Source organism: Candidatus Poribacteria bacterium, assembly GCA_009839745.1.
In the GTDB taxonomy this organism is placed as follows: Bacteria; Poribacteria; WGA-4E; order WGA-4E; family WGA-3G; genus WGA-3G.
The window spans coordinates 59,732-82,551 of sequence record VXPE01000003.1 but is presented as its reverse complement, the minus strand read 5'-3'; the positions used below and the strand labels follow the sequence as shown (position 1 = coordinate 82,551).

Sequence of the window (22,820 nt, the reverse complement as noted above, 5' to 3'; positions counted from 1 at the left end):
TAATGCGAAATATTTTTCTTTCACTCACCCTGATTGCGTTACTAGCACTCCCTTTAACGTCCGTATTTGCTGCCGGTGAAGTTGCTATCTATACCGGAATCACGCAATGGATTAGTAAGGCAGCGGCTGATGAACAGGCAGAGATTTGTGTCGGTATGCTCGAGGATGCCGATATTGCTGTCACGTGGTATGATAGCGATGGCCAAGCCGGAGACTTAGCCGCTTGGGTGGAAAGTACCACCGGCGACGATGGATTGGATATCTGTGTCCTCTACGGTGATTTCCCACCTGAAATCTATCCCGAAGGCAATGCACAGACCGACGGCTCTATCGCTGAGACCTTCATCGAAACCACCGATGGGGACGTTTTTATCAACCACGCCGATTATATGTTCTGGGGTTTGGCAGGTAGAAACAGAGAAGGCGGTCTTCAGAACATGATGGATATTGACGGCATTGTGATGTGGGACGATGATACGCCTATGAAAGTCACGGCGGAAGGCAGTGCCATTTCCCCAAGTTTAACCGACTATGCATCCGACCGTCCATTCCACACCGATCAACTCGATGGCGATTGGGAAATTGAAGTTTCTCTCGCACAAAACGATGACGGCACCCGTGCCGATCCGATTATCGTCCGCGATGGGAACCTCGGTAGGCTGATTCCAATGATACAGACCAATGGTGGCGATGAACCGAAAGGCGCTATCGCTGCTGAAGTTATCATCTGGCTGATGTCCACAACACCCGTTGAACCTGCTGGTAAACTCTCCACGACGTGGGGGGATCTGAAAGCAGTTCGATAAGATACAAGAAAAGACGGAAGGGTGGAAGGATAGCGGTCCGTTTCAATCTTCCAACCTTCCCGTCTTCCAATTTTTATAAGCGATGAGATTTAGCGAAATCAGAATTCTCCGCTGGCGCACTTTCCTAACCTCGATCCTTGTTCTTTTGATTTTCACGTTTTTAATGTCCGCGTGTCGTGAGAGAGCAGACGCCCCCCTCGTTGGTCCCCTGCCCATTCAGACGATCACAACCCCCAAAGATGAAGCCGTAATGGTCTATGTCCCCGCTGGCGAGTTCCTGATGGGAACCAGCGACGCCGATATTGAACGCTTCACGGAGATTTTTCCGCTCCGCGATATTGCCCGGTTCGACAATGAACGTCCACAACGTACCGTCTTTGTTGATGCCTTCTACATTGACAAGTATGAAGTAACAAACAAACAATACAAGCGATTTCTCGCCGAAACCGGTTATGTCCCCAAGCAGTATTTGGATTATCCGCCGCATAACACACCAGACTTCCCCGCCGCAGTCTTAGCGTGGGAAGATGCAGTCGCCTACGTAAATTGGGCTGGCAAAAGACTCCCAACAGAAGCAGAATGGGAGAAGGCGGCTCGCGGGACAGATGGTCGCTTTTGGCCCTGGGGAAATGAATGGGATGGAACAAAACTCAGTGGAAATGATGGCACGGGGCTCAAAGATGGATATAAGGAGACCGCACCTATTGGGCAGTTTCCACAAGGCGCAAGTCCTTACGGGGCACACGATATGGCGGGTAACCTCTGGGAGTGGGTGTCCGATTGGTATGATCCAAACTATTATCGGACCTCACCTCCCAATATCAACCCGAAAGGACCCGACACCGGCGATGGACATGTGCTAAAAGGCGGCGGGTGGGCAGAGAATTTGGATTTTACGCGATGCGCCAACCGTCAGGGCGGAAACCCTGGATCTCTGTTGCGCGGGTTTCGATGTGTGATAGACGCGCCGCCTGGAGAGTAGGTAATATTAGGTTCATCACCCCTGAAAAAGAGACGTAACTGACACCCAAAAATCTGTAGGAGGGATCTCCGAATCCCGACTTCTAATTTCTTTTTTTTCCTCATAAAATTTCATAGCAACTTCCCAAGAACCTTCAGGCGAAATCGCTCAAAATCCAGTTACAGCGTGCGGTCACGTCCCTTTTCAAACTTTTCCAAATCTATCACATTTTAGGTTTTGCTATGAAAACTGTGAAATTCACACGATTTTGTTTTCTGATTTATACGCCTCTGACCCATCGCGAATTTGACATCTATTCTTGTCCTGTGCTATACTTTATGATGGATAAACAAGCAAGGGCTGTGAAGTGGTTTTCTGCTTGTAAGCCAAAGAACGCAGCTTGGAACATTTTAACCATCAACTTGTGCTTATGATTAAAAAACAAATTATCACACATGCAAATCCGGACCTTGATGCTATCGTCAGCGCATGGATCGCCCAAGATTTTCTCTTCAAGGGACACGCGTCAGAGGTCCTGTTTGTCAGCCGAAAAGTGCCAGAGAAACTCATGTTAAATGCCGACTGTGTGGTGGATGTCGGGAACACATACATCCCTGAAAAATACCGATTCGATCACAAGCCTCCCGCATTTCAGAATAGAAATAGCACGTGTGCAACCCGACTCATCTGGGAATACTTACGCGACACCGGTGCTGATGTCGCGCATCTTGAGCCTTTGGTCCAGATAACATATCAAGGGGATACGCATCGGAATTCCGACGCACTCAAACAGAGTCGAATTGAGGGTCCGCATGCGGAATTAGTCAAACTAAAATCGGAAGTTAAAGAGATAACAGAGGTCTATCGACAGATGGTTCTCTATCTAAGGAGTTACACAAAAAACTTATGAAACAGTTTACGTGCCTACTCATTGTTCTATTTACACTCCTCGCGATGCAGACGCAATTTTCAAGTGCCGATGAATGGCATCAGTGGCGTGGTAAAGACCGCACGGGCGTTTGGAATGAAACGGGTATTCTGGAAGAATTTGAAGGCGATCAGATACCGCTGCGGTGGCGCGTCCCTATCGGAAGCGGGTATAGCGGACCGAGTGTCGCTGATGGACGTGTATACGTTACAGACAGGCTCACAAAACCGAAACAGATCGAGCGTGTTCACTGCTTCGATTGGGAAACAGGTGAACCTATCTGGTCCTACACTTATGACTGCGTATACAAGATTGACTATACAGCAGGACCCCGTGCGACTGTGACCGTCCAGGATGGACTCGCTTACGCGTTAGGGTCAATGGGACATCTACACTGTTTTGATGCAGCTACGGGGGACATCGTATGGAAACGAGATCTCAATGCCGAATATAATATTAATATGCCTATCTGGGGGATCGCGAGCGCGCCTATCGTTGAAGCGGAAAACCTGATCGTTCAAATCGGCGGCAAACCGGACGCGTGTATCGTTGCGTTTGACAGGAAAACGGGTGAAGAAAAATGGAAGGCACTGGACGATAACGCCTCCTATTCCGCACCGATTGTCATTACACAAGCCGGTAAACGCGTCCTTGTCTGCTGGACGGGTGCGAATATAGCTGGTCTCAATCCACAGACTGGCGCGGTATATTGGCTCTACCCGTTTCCACCGGAGAGTTTCGAGATAGCAATTGCCACGCCTATTTTCGACCAGAATGAATTGTTCGTCACTGAGTTCCGTCAGGGATCTCTTCTGTTAAAAGTGGCACAAGATAAGTTGGCGGTAGAACTCGGCTGGCATCGTAAGGGCAAAAATGAGCAGAATACCGACGCACTTCAGACAACGATGGCAACCCCTGTGCGTCTCGGTGATTATATTTACGGTGTTGATAGTTATGGTGAACTCCGCTGTCTGGACGCGCGAAACGGCGATCGGATGTGGGAAGATCTCTCTGCCGTCCGGAAAGCGCGCTGGAGCAATATCCATCTCGTCAGACATCCCGCAGCATCGGATAACAAGGTCTGGATGTTCAATGAACACGGAGAACTCCTCATCACGGAGCTCTCCCCTGAAGGACTGAATATTATCAGCCGAGCCAAATTGATCGAACCCACACGCGATCAGTTGAACCGAAGAGGCGGCGTTACATGGGCACATCCCGCGTTCGCCTATAAGCACGTCTTCATTCGGAACGACAAAGAACTCGTTTGTGCCAGTTTAAAAAAATAGTGGTTTTCTTCTATTATCCAAAGCCTGTAGTCCGTAACATCGTCCAGCAGGTTTCCTATAGAGGCTTGCGCTAAGAGGACGGATATACGGAAAGGCACTTCATTCATCAAACCGACTTGATCGAACCGCAAGGAATAATTAAAATATGGATGCGACCCGAATACCAGAGATAGACTTACGTCCTGGTGAACAACTGCACGGCTTTGAAGTAAAAGCCATCACACCCATCGACGAATTGCGAGCCGTAACGATTGAATTAGCACATCAACAGAGTGGTGCGCGTTTACTACATCTTTACACAAATGACACAGAGAATCTCTTCTCCATTAATTTTCCGACCCCACCCTCAGACGATACAGGTGTCCCACATATTCTTGAACACGCCGTTTTAGCTGGCTCACAGAAGTATCCGGTTAAAGAACCTTTTTTTGAAATGATTAAGATGAGCATGGCAACCTTTATCAACGCCATGACAAGCTCAGATCATACCTACTACCCCGTAGCGAGCAATGTGAAAAAAGATCTCTTCAACTTAGCGGAAGTCTACTTTGATGCGGTATTCCATCCACTCCTCACGGAGGAGACCTTCAAACGGGAAGGACACCATCTCGCACCTGCCGATCCCGAAAATCCCGCGGGCGATTTGAAGATAACGGGTATCGTCTATAATGAAATGAAAGGGGTTTTCTCGGATCCAGAGGCCCTCTTATATCGATCCATGACAAGCCGACTCCTACCGGATACGCTCTATGCCTGTGAATCTGGTGGCGATCCTGATGCTATCCCCGATTTGACCTACGAGCAGCTGAAAAAATTCCATGAAACCTATTATCATCCGAGCAACAGTTACTTCTTTCTCTACGGTGATATACCAACGACCGACTACCTCTCCTTTCTCGCGGATAAGTTGGATAAGATTCCGAAAAACGCGGGGAATGCCGCTTTGCGCCCCCTCAGTCCAGAAGTCACCCATCAGCAGCGTTGGAAATCACCACAGGTTGTGATTGATACCTATCCCGTTGGCGCGGATGAACCCCTTGCAGAGAAAACATACCTGATGCTGAGTTGGTTCATTGGGGATGCGACAGATCCTGAAGAGGTGGTATTGGGACGTATTTTAAGCCTCATCCTTCTCGGCAATGAAGCCGCACCGCTCCGAAAAGCGATTATCGATTCTAAACTCGGCGCCGATCTCGTCTATTCGGGTGCCGGTTCTATCGGGGCAGCAGCCACTTTTTACCTCCTCCTCAAAGGAAGTGAAACCGATCGCGTCGAAGCGTTTACCCAACTCGTCATTGATACCCTCACACAGGTTGCGGATTCAGAGATTGAGAGTGAGAAGGTGGAAGCAGCGTTCCAGCAAGCAACCTATCACTACCAAGAGGTCGCGTCCATGTTCCCACTCCGCATGCTCCAACGAGTCATTGAGGGGTGGATATATGAGAAGGATTCAAACACCTTCCTGAAAATGGGGACAACCCTCGCCGATATCCGGCAGCAGTGGCAGGAAAATCCAGCGATTTTCAATGAACTCATCCGTAAACGGCTTATTGATAATCCGCATCGCTTGACAAGCGTGCTGTCTCCAGATCGAGACAAACAGGCGAAAACCGACGCTGAACTCGTCGAACGGATGAAGGAGATACGGGCACAATTCACTGATGAACAGGTGAAACATATCGCCGCAGATGCCGCTGAACTCGAACGTCTCAACGCACAACCCAATTCACCGGAAGCATTGGCGAAACTACCGCAACTTCAGGTCAGCGATCTACCCGAAAAACCGAGACATATCTCAACAACGGTTGAGGACATTGGGGGACGTCCGCTTCTTCACAACGATGTCTTTGCCAATGGTGTTAACTATCTCGTGCTAAACTTCGATTTGCAAGGATTGCCGGAGCACCTTTGGACCTATCTGCCGAGATACACCGACGCTATTGGCAAACTCGGCGCCGCCGATATGGACTACGCGGAGATAGCGCATCGGACATCCGCAGTTACCGGTGGGATCGGATGTTCACCGGGATTCAGCACACACGCCCTTGACCCAAGCCGTTCCTTGCAAAACATGCGTTTTCATCTCAAGGCACTTGATGGCAAAATAGACGCTGCGCTTGAGGTGCTGCATGACCTCATTTTTGCTGTGAACCCGCGCGACACCGAACGCCTTCGGGATGTCCTGGTCCAGGCTGTTGCCGAATACCGGACCGAGATGATTCAGGATGGATTGAATACAGCGATTCATCACGCCTCGCGCGGTCTATCACCAGAAGCCCATATCTCAGAGATGGTTTTTGGACTTCCGCAACTCCATAACACCGAAACGTTCCTCAACAATTTTGACGAACTTAACACCGATTTAATATGTCATATAGAAGCGATTCGTGACTTCTTACTGACCCGTGGACGCGTGACCGCGAGTTTCACCGGTTCCGACACCGCTTTTGAGACGACACGCACCAAACTCGGTGAATGGCTCAACACGATGCGAGATGAACCGATTCCGTCGGAATCTGTTGCGTTTCAACCCTTTGAGACACCGCCGAGAGAAGGATTAGCCGGTCCTATTCAGATTGCCTACTGTGCACACGTGATCCCGGCACCGCATTATTCACATCCCGACTCAACGTTGCTCAGTATCGGGGCACATATTTTGCGATTGGATTACATCATGAGCGAGATCCGCTTTAAAGGCAACGCTTACGGGGCATATTTCACCTATAGTCCGTTTGATGCGCAACTCTATCAAGCCTCATATCGCGATCCGCATGTCGCACGGACGCTCAACGTCTTTGAACAGGCAGCCGACTACGTTAAACAGGTGGAATGGACACAGACGGACATTGATCGAGCGATTATCGCGACCGCAAAAACTGCTGAGAAACCGATCCGTCCCAGTCAAGCCGCAAGCGATGCCCTGAGTCAATACCTTGTAGGCCAGACACGTGAGATGCGGGAGGATCGCTACGCACAACTCCGACGTGCCACCCCTACTGAGGTAAAACGGGCACTGCTCCAACTCTTGGAGGAAAATCGAGATAAAGCCGCGGTGTGCGTCGTTTCAAGTCGTGAAAAACTGGAAGCAGCGAATCGTGAATTGGCACAACCGCTCGTCATTGAGGACATTGTCGCCTAAGCCTATTTAGGCAGTTATACTTTTCATCGGTAGGTGTGGTTTCTAACCGCATTTTCTCAACCCCGGTAGGTGTGGTTTCCAACCGCACTGTTCTCAACCCCGGTAGGTGCGGTTTCTAACCGCACCGCTCTTAGGAAAAAAAGGAAAGGAATTAGAAATGAAAAAAATCGCAATTCTGATAGTCTTTACCCTTGCTGTGGCAGTAATTGCAGCAACTGCGTCACAGCCGGTCGGTTTCGAGAAAAACTGGCATCACTGGCGCGGGCCCCACGCAACCGGGGTCGCAGCCGATGCGAATCCGCCCACGACATGGAGTGAAACTGAAAACATCCGTTGGAAACTTGCTATCCCCGGTACGGGGCATGCCGCGCCAATTATTTGGCAAGACAAAATCTTCATCCAAACCGCAATTAAGGGCGAAACGTCCAAAGCAGAAGACGAAGAATCAGGCGATAACAATCCGTTCAGCGGTTTCTTTAACCAGAGACGTGGACGCGGGGCAGTTGAAAACGCTTACAAATTTGATCTTATCGCTATCAATCGAGAGGATGGGAGTATTCTCTGGCAAAAAACACTGCGAGAGCTAAATCCCCATGAAGGGACACATCAAGATGCCACTTTCGCTTCAAACTCTCCCGTCACCGACGGTGAGTTCATCTACGCATATTTCGGTTCGCGCGGACTCTATTGTGTGGATATGATGGGCAATGTGAAGTGGGAAAAAGACGTTGGCACGATGTATAAACGCAACACCTTCGGTGAAGGAAGTTCGCCTGTTCTTCACGGCAATACCCTGGTTATCGTTCAAGATCATGAGGGGGATTCCTTTATCACCGCGCTTGATAAGCGGACAGGCGATGTGCTATGGAAGACCGATCGTAATGAAAGAACAACGTGGTTTTCACCGATTGTTGTTGAACAGGATGGGAAAGCGCAAGTGGTTACTGCAGGCACAAATCGTGTCCGTAGCTACGATTTAGAAACGGGTGAACTTTTATGGGAAGGCGATGGGTTGACTGCGAATAGTATTCCTTCACCTGTCGCTGCTGATGGGTTCGTTTATCTGATGAGTGGTTTCCGAGGCAATGAATTGCGAGCCGTTCACCTCGCAAAAGCAATGGGTGATATTAGCGGTTCAGAGGCAGTCGTCTGGGAACACGGTCGGGATACACCCTATGTGCCATCACCGCTCCTCTATGGGGATATACTCTATTTCTTGAAAAGCAACGACGGTATCCTCTCTGCTTTCGATACCAAGACGGGGAAGGCTCACTACGGGCCGAAACGGTTACAGGGTGTTTCTGGGGTCTACGCTTCGATTGTTGGTGCGGCGGATCGTATCTACATCGCCGGACGGAACGGAACCGTGAACGTTCTCCAACACGGTTCTGAGTTTACAATCATGGCGGAAAACACGTTGGACGATAGTTTCAACGCGTCGCCTGCGATTGTGGGTTCGGAGTTATACCTCCGTGGTGGTCAATATCTCTACTGCATCGCAGAATAAATAATTGTCGGTTAACAGTTATCGGCTATCGGTTAAGAAGACTTGAAGCAACAATTCATCACGTTCTGGAGTACGCCAAGCAGACTCCGATTGTTACAGAGGGGACTCTTAACTGACAACCGACAACTGACGACTGACAACTAATTACCTAATACGTTGCTCTTCCGCCGCTGACATCGTAACACTGACCCGTTACGAAACTCGCTTCATCCGAAGCCAAGAAATTCACCACAGCCGCGACTTCCTCCGGTTTCCCGACACGCCCCAATGGAATCTTACTCACCATATAGTCGACAGTCGATTGTGCCATGCCGTCCAATATCGGTGTTTGGATCACCGCGGGCGACACGGCGTTCACGCGAATGTTATAGTCTGTTACCTCTTTTGCGAGTGCCTTTGTCAAGCAGATCACGCCCGCCTTGGACACCGAATACGGGATGAGCGTTGGATTGCCCTCCTTGCCAGCAATCGAAGCGATGTTCACAATCCTGCCGTAATCCTGCACAATCATCGGACGAATCACTGCTTTACAGCAGAGAAAAACGCCTGTCAGGTTTACACCCATCACGGCATCCCAATCCGCTTCTTCTAAATCCGTTAAAGGTAGGGTTCGTCCCGCAATACCAGCGTTGTTGACGAGTATGTCAACGCGACCAAAGGTGGAAATCACTTTTTCAACTGCAGCATTGACATCAGTAGATTGCGAAACATCTGCTTGAACGGGTAATGTTTTGCATCCGGTAGCCTCAATTTCCTGTGCTACCGCTTCAGCTGCTGCCATGTTTAAGTCCATGATACCGACATTTGCGCCAGCGTTTGCGAGTCTAATCGCAATCGCTTTGCCGATACCTTGCCCTGCGCCTGTTACAATCGCAATTTTATCCGTTAGATTCATTAAAATTTCTCCCTTCCAGAAAATCATCTAATTCAATTCCGAACGCGTCTGCTATCTTGTTGACGTAACAGAAGAAACCGACGACCTCCACAATTTTGAATCCATGCCATATTTTATTCTCCAATCACGACACCGTATTCACCAACAACCGCGCCTTTGTGTCCGGTTTGGTAGTGTAGGTGTCTTTCACCGACAATCGGTTGTGTGCTTTGCACTTCGACAGTGCCGCGCACTTTCCCCATTGCCTCTTCATCCATATCTACACAACACAAAGGTTTAATTTGCCGATGCACTTGCCGACGAATATGTCCCTCCCGATTGCGGACGATGACATTCACAAAGGCATCTGCTTCCCCGACGTTGAGGAATCGGAACCAGTCCCAGGCACCCCCCGCAATTTCAGGGAAAAAGAGCCGAATCCCAATCTGGCCGCCCTCCACGGATGCCCCGGGTAGATCGATAATCGCTGTCCCACTTTGCATGTGCCGTTCCGCGACAACCGGTTGGTTGCTGCGCACTTCTACGGAAGATTTCACTTTAATGTCATCCATGGGTGGCGTCCAACACTCAAAAGGTCTCAATCGATCGCGTTTTTTTGTCCATGTCGATTGTGCGTTGTCATCTTTCCGGGCAATCATCGTGACTTCTGCATCTTCTCTGCCGACGTTGACGATGACGACCCAGTCTTCCCATGCGGGGCCGACCTCCGGGAAAAAGAGCGTGCGCGGCGCATCCGAGATTACCTGTCCAAATTGTCCGACACTCGTCTTGCCGCCTTGATAGTGGAGGTGGCGTTCTCCGACAATCGGTTGTGAACTTTGCATCTCAACGGTGCCTGTGACGTTACCCATCACGCCTTCATTGAGATCCCAACAGCAGAGCGGTTTGATAACGTGATGGCGTTGGCGTAGCACATCCCCGTTCCTGTTGCGGACGGTGATGTTGACGTGCGCGTCTGCCTCACCGACGTTCAGAACCCGAAACCAGTCGTGAGCACCGGAGACCAGTTCTGGGAAGAAGAGCCGCTGGCCGACTGTTCCATATTCTGGAGCCGCCCCGACAAAATCCAACACATTCGTGTCCTTGTGCATGTGGCGTTCTGCCACAATCGGTTGGTCCGCAGTGAACTGCATTGAAGAGTTCGTTGTAATCTCATCAACGGCGGGTATCCAAGACTCAAAGGAACTTATGGTTTTCTCCGCAGACCAAGTCGGTTGTCCGTTGTCAGCATGCCTCGCGATTCCGGTCACACGGGTGTCTTCGGTTCCTACATTTGTAACTTGAACCCAGTCTTGCCACTCGGGTCCCACTTCTGGAAAATAAAGGGTTGTCGCGCCTGCCATTCCTGCCTCCTGTTTAGAGTCTTTTGTATTACAACACATGCCCACAAGGTTTAATTAAGGACGCTGCTATCAAGATTACTGTTACTATTTTAACTTGCATATATTTATCTTTTCCACTACAATTTTGATCAATCCCATTTGATTCGCACTTACGACGATACTTCACTAAATAGCTTTCGCAATTGCACTACACATCTTGAGGAGAATATTTAATGGCAGCGAAGAAACTCTCAGACGCTGAGATTCAGGAAAACTTGGGGCAGCTCAACGGTTGGACTGTGGAAGAGGGTAAGTTACACAAAGAATTCCAGTTTGATACCTTTGTTACGGCGTTCGGTTTCATGGCGCAACTCGCCTTAATCGCCGAATCCATGAATCACCACCCGGAATGGTTCAATGTCTATAACCGTGTGACGATTGACCTAATGACCCACGATGCCGGGGGCATCAGTGAACTCGATTTTCAGTGGGCAAAGCACGCAGATTCTATTAGCGGTTAACCGGTTTTCTATAGATGCAAATGACATAACCCACGCTGGAGAGACGCATGGATAATACGAAGGTCTTGACTTTAGGATATTTACCCTATTTAATCAACTTTTTTGGCGAAGGTATTGTTAGTGGCAGAGGATTTAAGCATATCCAACATGGTAAAGAACAAGCACCTCAGCAAGAGTATCAGCGACGCGTCTTGGGGTACCTTCTTTGAGTGGTGTGGGAACATAGCCGAAAGAGACGGTTTCCATTTCCACCAAGTCAACCCCAAGAACACTTCGCAAACTTGCTCGGCTTGCGGTAAAAAATCGCCAAAGAAACTTTCGCTGGCGATACGAACCTATGATTGTAGTTTTTGTGGCACGTCTTTAGACCGAGACCACAACGCTGCGATAAATATACTCTTACGGGCGGCTCGCGCCCATCGTGGAGAGCGTTGGGTTACCGACCTCTGTGAAACGAGAAACTTATCGGTAGACCGATAGGGTTTGTTTCTTAACAAGCCACCTGCCTTTAGGCGGGGGTACTATGACAACATAGAAATGGAGAGAAAATGAGTCAGAAAACGTATCGCGCCGCGGCAATCGGGCATACCGGTGCCGGCAACTTCGGACACGGACTCCACACACCGTATAAAGATATAGAGAACGTCGAATTTATCGCTGTCTCTGATCCAAATGAAGAGGGTAGGGAAAAGGCAGCCGCAGAGGCAGGGGCATCGCGCAGCTACGCCGATTATCGAGATATGCTTGAAAAAGAGGATCTTGATATTGTGAGTGTCTGTCCGCGGTGGACATCCGAGCACGTGGCTATGGTAACCGCGTGTCTTGAGGCAGGATGCAGCGTCTACAGTGAGAAACCGATGACGAGTACGCTCGCAGATGGTGATGTAATCGTTGAGACAGCGAAGGCACACGGATTAAAGGTGGCTGTTGCACATCAGGCGGTATATCTCCCCGCGACACATGCGATTAAGGAGATGCTCGACGATGGGAAAATCGGCGCGATCCAAGCCATTCACGCCAGCGGTAAGCAGGATCATCGCGGGGGTGGTGAGGATATGATTGTGCTCGGCACCCACATTTTTAACATGATGCGTTTCTTCGTCGGTGATGTCGCATGGATGCAGTCTCATGTCACGACGAACGGCAAGGAGATCGCATACGGGGACGACCACGAACCCACAGAACCTGTTGGACCCGTCGCAGGTGATTGCATCAACAGTTACTTCGCTTTCAAAAGCGGCGCCTCTGGCTTTTTTGAATCCCGAAGGGATCAAGCTGGCTCCGGTAGATACGGCATGGAAATCGTCGGCAGCGAAGGTATCTTCTCGCTCCGCGGCGATGTTGCCAATCGACTCATGGTCTATCCATATCCGGTACTGCTCCCTTCAAATCCGGATCAGGAGTGGGAGGCAATCGACTTAGATCAAACGCCTTTCTCCAGTGGTAATGAACTCGCGATTCGCGATCTGATTGATGCGATTGAGAACAACCGGAAACCGATTTCCGCGGCGGAAGACGCTGTTGCCGCCTTAGAAATGATCCTCGGTGCCTATGCGTCTCAATTGTCAGGCGGACGCGTCCCCTTCCCAATCGCAAACCGTGAACATCCCTTGAGCAGATAATTCCAAGCACAATGTCCGTTGGCGGGGGGGACCCTCGCCAATACCTCCCTATACCGGAATCATCTTTCGAACACCATCTTCATACTGCACCTGATAATCGGAAGTTGGCACTTCCATTGCCCGGACAGCAAGCTCACCGAACGTAATCAATGGCTCGGAGAGCAGGAGCAGTTCATCGAGGGATTCGGTCGGAGTCTTATCCGTTGTATCCAACACAATCTTCCGTCCTTTCTGTGTAAACAGAGACCTATCGATCTCCTCCTGAAAGAGGCGCTTGAGCGTTGGAATATCGGCTTCCTTGATAATCTGATATTCGTGTGGATCTGTTGCCATCCGTTCCTTAATCGCGTCATCACTCGCGGTGACGTGAATCATTACGACATCTGGCAATCGTGCTTCAATCACCTGTGTTTCATAGCCGCGTTGCGCATTGATGTGATATTTCGAGTAGTATGGGCTTTCTGGATCATCGCCATAGAAGGACGAGTAAACCAGTTCCTCGATATGCCACCCTGCGATCATCGTATTCGCATAGTTTCTAATCACCTCTACGTGATACTGAAGTTGCATCCGCTGCATCCGTTCCTTCACGTCATCTGGGAAATTGACATACGCCGCTCTCGATTCAGGGCTGAGCGTCGAGTCTGGGATCGTGAAGTGATCATCAACGTGGACACTCAGTTTCCGGTGCCGATAGTACTCGGTCATCAGGTCTACCAGCGTCGATTTTCCAGCATATTCGATCCCCACAAAAATACATCTCATAAGAAAATACCTCGCCATTGGAATTGGTGGTGAATGGTAACGTCCCACAGTTTATCTGCCCTTATGTTTATCACGAAAATAGAAAAATGTCAAATACCTATTCCAATTTTTCGGTCGTCTTGACAATTGGACATTTGCACGGTATAATAACTTTAATCTGAACGGTTTTAACACAAGGAGACGCAGATGAAAAAAATTCGGACCGTAGAATACCCTTGAGGACTTTCGGGCAGGTAAGTGCAAAGATCTATAAAACACGCACGGAATTTTGGGACCACTATCAAAATCCAAATCTTCTATAAAGGTATATCACAGATTACATACCATGCTAACAATCGGCAATCTCGACATTCCAAATTTCCCACTGTTGCTCGCGCCAATGGAGGATGTGAGCGACCCGCCTTTTCGCGCCGTCTGCAAAGAGAACGGTGCCGATCTGATGTACACGGAATTCATCTCCTCCGAGGCACTCATCCGTGATGCCGCACCGAGTGTCGCAAAATTGGACATTTTCGAAGTAGAGAGACCCATCGGTATCCAAATTTTTGGGCACAACATCGACGCCATGCGCGCCTCTGTCGAAATTACCGAGAAGGTCCGACCCGACATTATTGACATCAACTATGGTTGTCCCGTTAAGAAGGTTACGTGTAAAGGTGCCGGTGCTGGTATCCTACAGGACATCCCCAAGATGGTAAAAATGACTGCCGAGATGGTAAAAGCCACGGATCTACCCGTAACCGTCAAAACGCGACTCGGATGGGACGATAAGACCAAATATATCGTTGAAGTCGCGGAGCGGCTACAGGATGTCGGTATCCGAGCGATTGCCATTCACGGTAGAACCCGGCGACAGATGTATAAGGGGGATGCCGATTGGACACTCATCGGTAGAATCAAAGACAACCCGCGCATGACAATCCCTGTCTTCGGCAACGGTGATGTTGATAGTCCGCAAAAAGCAGCACAAATGCGGCAACAATACGGTGTTGACGGTATTATGATTGGGCGTGCCGCGATCGGATACCCATGGATTTTCAAGGAGATAAAACACTATTTCGCTACTGGTGAATTGCTCCCACCCCCTTCAATAGATGAACGCATTTCGGTTTTTAGAAAGCACATTGATTTCTCGATCAAATGGAAAGGCTTGAAACTCGGTATCCTTGAGATGCGCCGACACTATAGCAACTATTTTAGGGGCATCCCGCACGTTAAGCCCTTTCGCTATCGTCTCGTCACATGTGATAGTTACGATGGTGTGTTGGACATCGTGGCGGAACTCCGCATGCATGCGCTTATGTCAGGGGTTTCGTGATTAACAGTCAGGGATCAGTAAGCATCGCCCAGGGCAGCTTGATTCTACAGAGGAACTGGGTATCTCTGAAAAAACGCTTGACTCGTAAACTGGATAATATTATCATATAACACAACTATATCTCCGCAGTAAAGGACTCTGAATGGACAAAATACCCTTTATGAAACTCAGCGGGGCAGGCAACGATTTCGTCATTATCAATAATTTGGCGGGAATCGTTGATAGCACCGATACAGATTTTGTGAAAAAACTTTGCCAACGCCGTATGTCAGTCGGAGCTGACGGTGTTCTCCTCGTCGAAAAAGCAGATGACGTTGATTTTCGCATGCGCTACTTCAATGCCGATGGCGGCGAAGTAGAAACGTGTGGGAACGGCGCCCGCTGTATCTCCAAATTCGCCTATCTCAACGGTATCGCTGCTGAACAGATGCGGTTTCTGACGAACGCCGGGATTTATGAATCCCAAATAGTCGGTCAGAACGTTAAAGTGCGTATGAGCGATCCTACGGACATACGGCTCAATGTGCCACTCCAATTGACGGATGGAATGCACACAGTCGGATTCGCGAATAGCGGCGTGCCTCACGTTGTTTTCTTCGTTGAAGACCTGGAAGGAACGGATGTCTTTGATTTAGGACAGCAGACGCGGTATCACAACGATTTCAAACCCGCTGGCACAAACGCCAATTTTATCCGTATTCAGTCGCCAGGGCTGATTGATATCCGGACGTATGAGCGGGGTGTCGAAGATGAGACGCTCGCGTGTGGCACGGGGTCGATCGCTTCGGCTATTGTTGCTGCAACGTTAGGAAAGGTCGCATCCCCGGTTGCTGTCAAAACGGCGAGTGGGGTGGAATTGAAGATTCATTTCGATGTCGAGAACGGCGAAGCTCAAAATGTTTATCTTGAAGGCGATGCTCGCGTTATCTACATCGGTGAGCTCACAACAGACGCATGGAATTATTAAAAGTAGCAGGCCACGCGGCGCAGCTTGCAAGCGCGTATTGCAAGTCCGTTGTGCCGTAGCCAACGAGGAGGGTTTACATGTTTCAAGGCTCTTATGTTGCACTCGTCACACCATTTAAGGACGATGAATCGCTTGACGAAGCGAAACTCAAGGAACTGATTCAATTTCAGCTTGACGGCGGAACACACGGCATCGTCCCGTGTGGCACAACAGGTGAATCCCCCGCGCTGTCTGAAACTGAACATGATAGGGTCATAGAACTCACTGTCGAAACTGTAAATGGACAGGTGCCGATTATCGCGGGTACCGGGTCCAACTCGACAACACGCACGTTGCGGGCAACAGAGCACGCCAAAGCCGCCGGTGCGGATGCTGCTCTGATTGTTACCCCTTATTACAACAAGCCAACCCAAGAAGGGTTGTATGCCCACTATATGAAGATCGCTGACACAGTGGATATCCCGATCGTCATCTACAACGTTCCGGGACGTTGCGGGACCGACATCCTTTCTCCCACGATTGCCCGACTTGCCGAACATCCGAACATCATCGCACTCAAGGAAGCCACCGGCGAACTCAAACGCGCCAGTGAAGTCGTAGACTTATGTCCCGATGATTTCGTTGTGCTTTCGGGTGACGATGTGAACACATTACCGATTATGGCTGTCGGGGGTAAAGGCGTGATTTCAGTTGTGGCGAACGTCGCGCCCGCGGATGTCGCGGAGATGTGCAACGCTTTCCACGCCGGGAATCTTGAACTCGCTCGTAAACTCCACTACAAAACGTTGGCGTTGGCGGTGGATCTCTTTATTGAGACAAACCCAATTCCTGCGAAAACTGCGCTCCACCTGATGGGGAAACTCAACGGGAAATTGCGGTTGCCGCTCGCACCGATGGAGCCCGCGAACCTTGAGTCCTTACGCAAAACGGTTTCGGAAGCGGGGTTGATTTAATCTGAGTCAGATCCTAATAAGCCCTGGGGTGCTTAAATTTGTCTGGGGTGTTATGTCCCGAACAAATTTGAGCATCTATAAAGATGGACGCGCTGGAGATATAAACCCTTAGAAGAATCGTAGCATGAATCGCAGTAAAGCCTTGCTACACAAGGCGCGACGAAAACCGCAATATACCCACTAAAATCCATCCGGCAATAACCTATGCACGGTATCAATCACCAGCTGCTCAACGCCCGGGGCAAATCGAGTGGGTGGACCGAAATAGAGCATCGCACTTTCACCTTCGTAGCCGCCCTCGGCTAATACCCGCTCCGACGGAATATAGCACGGAAACGCGTTCGAGTATGCACCCACCCACAACCGTTCGGCATCTAACTCACTTTTCAAACGGAGCGAATAATCGACAACCACTTCACTCGCAAGGAAAACAATCGCAAGTTCATTGCCGAATCTCCATGCTTGGACGGGATAGGAAAGTTCCGTCTGTAACGGGAGTCCTTTCTGTAGGCGTTCGAGGTGCTTTTGGGCGTGATAAGCATCGGAGCCACCTGCCGCCACGCGTGCTTCCCATTCCTCGCGGGTCGGTAGCGTATCAAAGGGGAGATTAACCCGCTCAAACATGCCAGTGGGGACAGTGGTGAGGGGTTTCGCCTCTTGTTTCAGGAGATGTTGGATTTCTTCCGAGAGTGCTTCTCCGTGTGCTTTCGCATACGCAAGACGGGTGCTGAAAACCTCTTCTTCTCCATCCGGCATCGGCATCATCCGTGATTCAGGGTTCGCATCCGCGCCACATCCGATGGAGATTAAAGCCGTTACGCCGGGCAAAGCGTCTTGGATCGCTTCTTGTGCGAACCCCGCCCAGTCTCCACAGATGTGATTATCGGTGCCAGCTAACGTCGTGGTATGGCAGGCGTAACTTGCCCAGACGGCGCGGAGTGTACCGTCCTCACGTGTGATTTGCATACACGGTAAAGAATGGTCTACCGGTCCACCTTCCGTGCGTCTATTTTTGGCGAAACCGAGTTCTCCGATGCTCCAACTTAAACGTGATGGTTCGCGATTTGCGAGTGCCTCCAAGGCAACAGCTTCCATCCAGTCCTTAAATTGAGCGGTATATCGGTCTATCGTTTCCTGATGTGCGGGGGGTATATCCGAACTAAACAGGAAAGGTGCGGCGTTTGTCAGGCACGGAGCACTGTGTGTATGCGTAAAGCATACCACGAAATGGGAACGCGGGATTCCCGTTTTCTCCTGAATTCGGTCGGACACTTCCTCGGTTAACGCATCCGGTAAGCCGCAGTTTTCGACCATTACTAAGACCACGGGTTCATCTGCGTCACTGCCGATAGCGAGTGCCTTTGCCCATATTCGCTGGATGATACCGTCGGACTCTGTGCGACGACTTCCGTAGCCGCTCAGTCGGATCGGATAATCTGGCGTAATATCTACTTCAGCAACACCTACCTGAATAACGTTGTCTCTATCTGCCATGTGAGGTTCCCTCCCTGAGTTAGAAGCGTAGCGTGAATGCTAATAAGTGCTTATCTGATTCGTATGTGAAATTTCCGAGCATCAGGGCGTATTCCAAATACGTGGTTCCAAGTCTGAGTCCAACACCGAATGAGAAATGCAGCGTTGCATCTGTCCGTCCCGCACCGAGTCGGAGTGCCACCGTTTTTGGTGCCATTTCAGTCCATGTTTTCTGAAATTCGCTGCCAACCGCGAAACTTATTCCTTTTTGCCCAAAATCCCGCCAAAGATCCGCTGCGACTGTAAGCCATTCCAGCGGCTCATACGCAGCACCCATACCAACTCGGAAAGGGTGCGGTTCTACCAAGTCTGCTCTCAGGAGATTTTCAAAAAGGACACCTACCAACAACGGCGGATTCGTCTGCTTTGGGTCAAACCATATTGGACGTTGAAACCCGATGTCCAGTTCTAATCGGTTGACTGTTCTTTCAAGGGTCGGTTGGTGTTCATGGACGATGTCTCGGACTCTGTCCCCGAATTGTAGTTCTTCGACGATTGCCTCAATCAATTCTTCAGGCACATCTACGTCTACTTCGGGTCCGTGGCGTGCTTCCAAATTTAAAGTTGAGATCGTCATTCCTCGGTTTACGACCTGCTTTAACAATCTAAGGCGCAGACCCGTTGCGGATTTTCCGAGTTCACGGCTGATCCCTATTGTCCAACTCCTTTCTTGGAGCAAGTCATAGCGTGTGAACAGATCGGTTGTAGCGGAAAATTGTCGTAAGTTTCGACGATATTCGGCATGGGTCCTTTCAAGTGTGAAGTCCACAAAATTTGTAAATCGTGCAGCATATCCAGCACTCGTCCCCCATTTACCAAATGCGTGTGAATAGTAGAACGCTGGCGAAATATCGATATTGGCTTCAGTCGCGAATTGCACAGTTCCGTGTTTCGGGAGTTCTGCCCAGTGGATATTTTCAGCCGTAGCACCCAACGCGAGGTTATGGTGTTTTACACCCACAAGCGATGCTGGATTCCCAAATATGCCTGCGTCCTCCGCAGCCGTTGCGATACGGGTGCCTCCCATCCCAGCAATGCGAAGTATCTCATTCGCTGCACTGGGTAAAGATATAACGGCAGTTAAGATGCCGAGTGTTAAGATAGCCGTAAAATGTCGGACGTTAAGACACTTCACTAACACCATGTTGCTGTCCGCTAAAAAATATCTGCAAGGACAACGTCCGCAGCAGCTCAGATTTAATCGTTAGAAAATTGTGAATCCACACTCATCACCTCGGCGAAAATATCCTCTAACGTATGTTTCACCCCACGAAGCTGGCGAAGCTGCACACCTGTATCGTAAGCGAGTTTGAAAAAGAATGTCGTCTCCGTCTGCTCCTGATGTGCGGACGTAACACGCAGCCGTTTATCGGGGTGCAGTTCGACCTGAAAGTTATGACGTTCCAAAGCGGTGATGTAAGCATCACTGTCACCTACGATCTTCAGATCGAAAGATTGTCCTTTGTTCTCTTTGAGTGTTTCTATCTGTCCTTGGATAGCAACACTGCCGTGTGATAAAGCAACTATTTCTTTACATGCGAACTCCACATCGGGGAGCAAATGTGAAGACAAGATAACATTGATGTTCTTATCGGTTGCGATGTCTTTAACGAGTTCGAGCATCTCTTCTCTACCGCTGGTATCCATCCCATTTGTGGGTTCATCAAGAAGCAAGAGTGTTGGGTCATGGACGAGTGCTTGTGCTAACTTCACACGTTGTTTCATACCTGCGGAGTATCCGTCCACGGTGCGATACCGTTCTTCATCTAAACCCACGTAATAGAGCACTTCGTGTGCCCGTTGCAGTGCATCGCGTCTCGGCATTCCACAGAGTTCTCCTGCATAAGAGACGAATTGGACAGCGGTCATACCCGGTATTAAACACTCATCTTCCGGCATGTACCCAACCTGTTTCCGAATTTCCAATGGATGCGTCTGCGCATCCAATCCGAATACAGTAGCTGCCCCTTCATTCGGTTTGAGGAAGCCGAGAAGTGTCTTAATCAGTGTGCTTTTCCCTGCCCCATTCGGTCCGAGTAAACCAACAGCACCGCCTTCTACCTGCAGTGAAAGGTTATCTAATGCGGTTGTCGTGCCAAATAAAAGTGAGACATTCTTTACTTCAATCAACATCTTCATATAGGCCAATCTGGTTTCCGATGAGATTTAGTGTTCGTTGTTATGATTAACCGGACGAAAGGTCCTTTTTACACGGGGACCTATCTGCGTTAAGATTTCATAGGAAATTGTTCCAGCACGCTGGGCAACTTCATCGACCGTGATTTCGGCGTTTCCCTGTTTCCCGATCAGCACCACTTCATCACCAATAGATACCTTGTCCGAAGGCTCTAACTGCACCACACTTACGTCCATGCAAACCCTCCCGATAATCGGGCGACGCATCCCCCCAATTAACACCTCGCCGATACCAGACAGTGAGCGCGAATAGCCGTCCCCGTAACCTATCTGCACCATCGCCACACGCGTCGGATAAGGCGCTTTATACGTCAATCCGTAGCTGACACCCTCCCCTTCGGGAATAAAACCCGTCCAACCGATACAGGACTTCCATGTAAGTGCCGGTTTTAATGGGATAGGTTTTTCAGTTGTCGGGTAGACTCCATATAGACTCAAACCAGGACGGACGGCATCGAAATGGGATTCAGGCACCAACAACGATGCTGCGCTGTTTGCTACATGCACTATTCTCTCGTTGTTGTCCGCAAGCAGAGATGAAAACCGCTTTAACTGAACAGAAACAAAACTTTTATCTGCCTCATCCGCGGTGGCAAGGTGTGTAAAAAGCCCTTCAGTTTCAAGCCGTGGCAGCGTCTGCAATCTATCCAGAAACTGCGAGGCTTCTGTCCAACACACACCACTCCGATTCATTCCAGTGTTTACATTGACGTGAACCTTCGTAGGCGCGGTCTCTGAGGCAATTTCATTCAATGCTGTCGCGAATTCCCAATTCCCTATTGATGGTGTCAGACTGAATTCAACGATGTGTTTAACCTGCGTAGGCAAACAACTAAAGAGGATAAGAATCGGTGTGCGTATATCCGCTTGACGTAGTTCAATGCCTTCTTCGACCGTTGCGACTGCAAATATATCAGCGATTGGACGCAGTATTTCTGCTACACGCACTGCGCCATGACCATAAGCATCTGCTTTCACAACCGCAATCAACTGTTTACCTGTGTGTCTCTTGATTGCTTCAGCGTTGTGTTTGATTGCCAGTAGATCGATTTCTGTGTGTGTTCGGAAATAAGGCATGTTGTTTTTTACCTTGCTGCGTCAACACGAAAATTATATCACAATTTACACAAATTTACGAGTTGTGTTTCGTTCATTTTGAATTTTAGGGTTAGTTTGTAGTAGTGCGATTCATCGCACTGCCTCGCAATGAGAAGAACAGGCAATGAATTGCCTTACTACGAACGGGGTTGACCCCAGGTTGAGACTATATCTAACAGGAATTTCAGATCTGCGCGAATAGCCGTGCTACTGTGTTTCTTGCTTTTGGGAGGAAGTAGCACCCCCTTGGAACCACAAGAACAGCAGGATAAATACAATGGAGTTCGCCAACAGCATCGTTGAGATGGCATTAATCTTCGGTGTAATCCCGAATTTCAGCAGCGAATAGATATGCACAGAGAGCGTCGTATAACCCACACCAGCCGTAAAGAACGTGATAACAAAGTCATCAATAGAGAGCGTGAAGGCGAGCAGCGCACCGCCAATAATTCCAGGGGCGATCAGAGGGAGTGTTATCCGCCAAAAGGTCTGCCATTCGTTCGCGCCGAGGTCGCGCGCTGCTTCTTCTAAGGTGTTATCGTAACCTTGCAGGCGTGCCCGCACGACAATCGTAACGTATGCGATGTTGAAAACACCGTGCGCGATGATGACGGTAATTAAGCCGAGTGGAATCCTGACTTGTACGTAAAAGGTCAACAACGCAATCGCCAACACGATGTCAGGGATAATAATCGGAAGATAGAGCACTCGGACAAGGGCGGTTCGGAAACGGAAGTGGTGTCGTTCTATAGCGAGTGCCGCTGCTGTCCCGATAACGGTAGCGATCACAGTCGCAACGCCTGCTACCATCAAACTATTACAACACGCCCGCCACAATGCTGCATCTTCAAACAGTCTTGCATACCAGTTGAATGTAAAGCCTTCCCAAACGGAGATCTGTTCGCCACTGTTGAATGAGAACACCACAACCGCTAAAATCGGCATATATAAAAAGAGGTAAACCACCCCTATATTGGCTTCGAAAACACGTTTCATTTTT

General features: G+C 49.5%; 20 protein-coding genes. 12 read left to right on the top strand and 8 right to left on the bottom strand.

Annotation, left to right across the window (positions count from 1 at the left end; translation table 11 throughout):
• Positions 1-2: 2 nt before the first annotated feature.
• The 6 genes from F4X88_00695 to F4X88_00670 all read left to right on the top strand — a co-directional run bounded on the left by F4X88_00695 (position 3) and on the right by F4X88_00670 (position 8,630).
• Positions 3-806, top strand: coding sequence for a hypothetical protein (locus F4X88_00695; GenBank protein MYA54787.1), 804 nt, complete (start codon positions 3-5; stop codon positions 804-806).
• Between the two features lie 82 nt (positions 807-888).
• A complete protein-coding gene (locus F4X88_00690; GenBank protein ID MYA54786.1) occupies positions 889-1,788 on the top strand; it encodes a formylglycine-generating enzyme family protein in 900 nt (299 codons plus the stop codon).
• A 379-nt stretch (positions 1,789-2,167) separates the two neighbouring features.
• Complete coding sequence (locus F4X88_00685) at positions 2,168-2,677, top strand: MYG1 family protein (protein ID MYA54785.1); 510 nt, start codon at positions 2,168-2,170, stop codon at positions 2,675-2,677.
• A complete protein-coding gene (locus F4X88_00680) occupies positions 2,674-3,984 on the top strand; it encodes a PQQ-binding-like beta-propeller repeat protein (protein ID MYA54784.1) in 1,311 nt (436 codons plus the stop codon). The genes F4X88_00685 and F4X88_00680 overlap by 4 nt, the downstream gene beginning before the upstream one ends.
• Positions 3,985-4,129: 145 nt before the next feature.
• Positions 4,130-7,123, top strand: a complete 2,994-nt coding sequence (locus F4X88_00675; protein MYA54783.1) for a hypothetical protein — start codon at positions 4,130-4,132, stop codon at positions 7,121-7,123.
• A gap of 157 nt (positions 7,124-7,280) precedes the next feature.
• Positions 7,281-8,630 (top strand): PQQ-binding-like beta-propeller repeat protein, encoded by a 1,350-nt coding sequence (locus F4X88_00670; protein MYA54782.1) that lies wholly within the window; start codon positions 7,281-7,283, stop codon positions 8,628-8,630.
• A gap of 148 nt (positions 8,631-8,778) precedes the next feature.
• Here F4X88_00670 and F4X88_00665 read toward each other — a convergent pair whose 3' ends face one another.
• Together F4X88_00665 and F4X88_00660 are read right to left on the bottom strand one after the other, a co-directional pair.
• Positions 8,779-9,525: an SDR family oxidoreductase gene (locus F4X88_00665; protein MYA54781.1), complete on the bottom strand. Its 747-nt coding sequence runs from the start codon at positions 9,523-9,525 to the stop codon at positions 8,779-8,781.
• A 113-nt stretch (positions 9,526-9,638) separates the two neighbouring features.
• The gene (locus F4X88_00660) at positions 9,639-10,868 is read right to left on the bottom strand and encodes a hypothetical protein (GenBank protein MYA54780.1); all 1,230 of its coding nucleotides are present in this window, start codon (positions 10,866-10,868) and stop codon (positions 9,639-9,641) included.
• Between the two features lie 212 nt (positions 10,869-11,080).
• On the opposite strand from F4X88_00660, the gene F4X88_00655 reads away from it, so the two are divergent.
• The 3 genes from F4X88_00655 to F4X88_00645 all read left to right on the top strand — a co-directional run bounded on the left by F4X88_00655 (position 11,081) and on the right by F4X88_00645 (position 12,990).
• Entirely contained in the window at positions 11,081-11,368 is a 288-nt protein-coding gene (locus F4X88_00655) for a 4a-hydroxytetrahydrobiopterin dehydratase (protein ID MYA54779.1), read from the top strand.
• 147 nt (positions 11,369-11,515) lie between these two features.
• Positions 11,516-11,848: a transposase gene (locus F4X88_00650; protein ID MYA54778.1), complete on the top strand. Its 333-nt coding sequence runs from the start codon at positions 11,516-11,518 to the stop codon at positions 11,846-11,848.
• A gap of 68 nt (positions 11,849-11,916) precedes the next feature.
• The gene (locus F4X88_00645) at positions 11,917-12,990 is read left to right on the top strand and encodes a Gfo/Idh/MocA family oxidoreductase (GenBank protein ID MYA54777.1); all 1,074 of its coding nucleotides are present in this window, start codon (positions 11,917-11,919) and stop codon (positions 12,988-12,990) included.
• A gap of 48 nt (positions 12,991-13,038) precedes the next feature.
• Here the strand turns inward: F4X88_00645 and F4X88_00640 are convergent, their stop codons facing one another.
• Positions 13,039-13,755 (bottom strand): hypothetical protein, encoded by a 717-nt coding sequence (locus F4X88_00640; protein MYA54776.1) that lies wholly within the window; start codon positions 13,753-13,755, stop codon positions 13,039-13,041.
• 325 nt (positions 13,756-14,080) lie between these two features.
• Here F4X88_00640 and dusB point away from each other — a divergent pair, with 325 nt between their 5' ends.
• The 3 genes from dusB (at position 14,081) to F4X88_00625 (ending at position 16,993) form a co-directional block, all read left to right on the top strand.
• On the top strand, positions 14,081-15,073 hold the full coding sequence (gene dusB / locus F4X88_00635; GenBank protein ID MYA54775.1) for a tRNA dihydrouridine synthase DusB: 993 nt from the start codon (positions 14,081-14,083) through the stop codon (positions 15,071-15,073).
• Between the two features lie 142 nt (positions 15,074-15,215).
• A complete protein-coding gene (locus F4X88_00630; GenBank protein ID MYA54774.1) occupies positions 15,216-16,040 on the top strand; it encodes a diaminopimelate epimerase in 825 nt (274 codons plus the stop codon).
• A 77-nt stretch (positions 16,041-16,117) separates the two neighbouring features.
• Positions 16,118-16,993, top strand: a complete 876-nt coding sequence (locus F4X88_00625) for a 4-hydroxy-tetrahydrodipicolinate synthase (protein MYA54773.1) — start codon at positions 16,118-16,120, stop codon at positions 16,991-16,993.
• A gap of 180 nt (positions 16,994-17,173) precedes the next feature.
• Here the strand turns inward: F4X88_00625 and F4X88_00620 are convergent, their stop codons facing one another.
• The 5 genes from F4X88_00620 to F4X88_00600 form a co-directional block, all read right to left on the bottom strand.
• Positions 17,174-18,487 (bottom strand): hypothetical protein, encoded by a 1,314-nt coding sequence (locus F4X88_00620; GenBank protein MYA54772.1) that lies wholly within the window; start codon positions 18,485-18,487, stop codon positions 17,174-17,176.
• Between the two features lie 19 nt (positions 18,488-18,506).
• Positions 18,507-19,670, bottom strand: a complete 1,164-nt coding sequence (locus F4X88_00615) for a hypothetical protein (GenBank protein MYA54771.1) — start codon at positions 19,668-19,670, stop codon at positions 18,507-18,509.
• Positions 19,671-19,723: 53 nt separating this feature from the next.
• Positions 19,724-20,665, bottom strand: a complete 942-nt coding sequence (locus F4X88_00610; protein MYA54770.1) for an ABC transporter ATP-binding protein — start codon at positions 20,663-20,665, stop codon at positions 19,724-19,726.
• 27 nt (positions 20,666-20,692) lie between these two features.
• Positions 20,693-21,799: an alanine racemase gene (gene alr / locus F4X88_00605; protein MYA54769.1), complete on the bottom strand. Its 1,107-nt coding sequence runs from the start codon at positions 21,797-21,799 to the stop codon at positions 20,693-20,695.
• A gap of 228 nt (positions 21,800-22,027) precedes the next feature.
• Positions 22,028-22,816 carry an ABC transporter permease gene (locus F4X88_00600; protein MYA54768.1) on the bottom strand — a complete coding sequence of 263 codons (789 nt, stop codon included), beginning with the start codon at positions 22,814-22,816 and terminating at the stop codon, positions 22,028-22,030.
• Between the last annotated feature and the right edge of the window lie 4 nt (positions 22,817-22,820).

Coding starts and splice junctions, on each gene's coding strand:
- F4X88_00695 (MYA54787.1), top strand. CDS start 3: ATGCGAAATATTTTTCTTTCACTCACCCTGATTGCGTTACTAGCACTC.
- F4X88_00690 (MYA54786.1), top strand. CDS start 889: ATGAGATTTAGCGAAATCAGAATTCTCCGCTGGCGCACTTTCCTAACC.
- F4X88_00680 (MYA54784.1), top strand. CDS start 2,674: ATGAAACAGTTTACGTGCCTACTCATTGTTCTATTTACACTCCTCGCG.
- F4X88_00675 (MYA54783.1), top strand. CDS start 4,130: ATGGATGCGACCCGAATACCAGAGATAGACTTACGTCCTGGTGAACAA.
- F4X88_00670 (MYA54782.1), top strand. CDS start 7,281: ATGAAAAAAATCGCAATTCTGATAGTCTTTACCCTTGCTGTGGCAGTA.
- F4X88_00665 (MYA54781.1), bottom strand. CDS start 9,525: ATGAATCTAACGGATAAAATTGCGATTGTAACAGGCGCAGGGCAAGGT.
- F4X88_00660 (MYA54780.1), bottom strand. CDS start 10,868: ATGGCAGGCGCGACAACCCTTTATTTTCCAGAAGTGGGACCCGAGTGG.
- F4X88_00655 (MYA54779.1), top strand. CDS start 11,081: ATGGCAGCGAAGAAACTCTCAGACGCTGAGATTCAGGAAAACTTGGGG.
- F4X88_00650 (MYA54778.1), top strand. CDS start 11,516: ATGGTAAAGAACAAGCACCTCAGCAAGAGTATCAGCGACGCGTCTTGG.
- F4X88_00645 (MYA54777.1), top strand. CDS start 11,917: ATGAGTCAGAAAACGTATCGCGCCGCGGCAATCGGGCATACCGGTGCC.
- F4X88_00640 (MYA54776.1), bottom strand. CDS start 13,755: ATGAGATGTATTTTTGTGGGGATCGAATATGCTGGAAAATCGACGCTG.
- dusB (MYA54775.1), top strand. CDS start 14,081: ATGCTAACAATCGGCAATCTCGACATTCCAAATTTCCCACTGTTGCTC.
- F4X88_00630 (MYA54774.1), top strand. CDS start 15,216: ATGGACAAAATACCCTTTATGAAACTCAGCGGGGCAGGCAACGATTTC.
- F4X88_00625 (MYA54773.1), top strand. CDS start 16,118: ATGTTTCAAGGCTCTTATGTTGCACTCGTCACACCATTTAAGGACGAT.
- F4X88_00620 (MYA54772.1), bottom strand. CDS start 18,487: ATGGCAGATAGAGACAACGTTATTCAGGTAGGTGTTGCTGAAGTAGAT.
- F4X88_00615 (MYA54771.1), bottom strand. CDS start 19,670: ATGGTGTTAGTGAAGTGTCTTAACGTCCGACATTTTACGGCTATCTTA.
- F4X88_00610 (MYA54770.1), bottom strand. CDS start 20,665: ATGAAGATGTTGATTGAAGTAAAGAATGTCTCACTTTTATTTGGCACG.
- alr (MYA54769.1), bottom strand. CDS start 21,799: ATGCCTTATTTCCGAACACACACAGAAATCGATCTACTGGCAATCAAA.
- F4X88_00600 (MYA54768.1), bottom strand. CDS start 22,816: ATGAAACGTGTTTTCGAAGCCAATATAGGGGTGGTTTACCTCTTTTTA.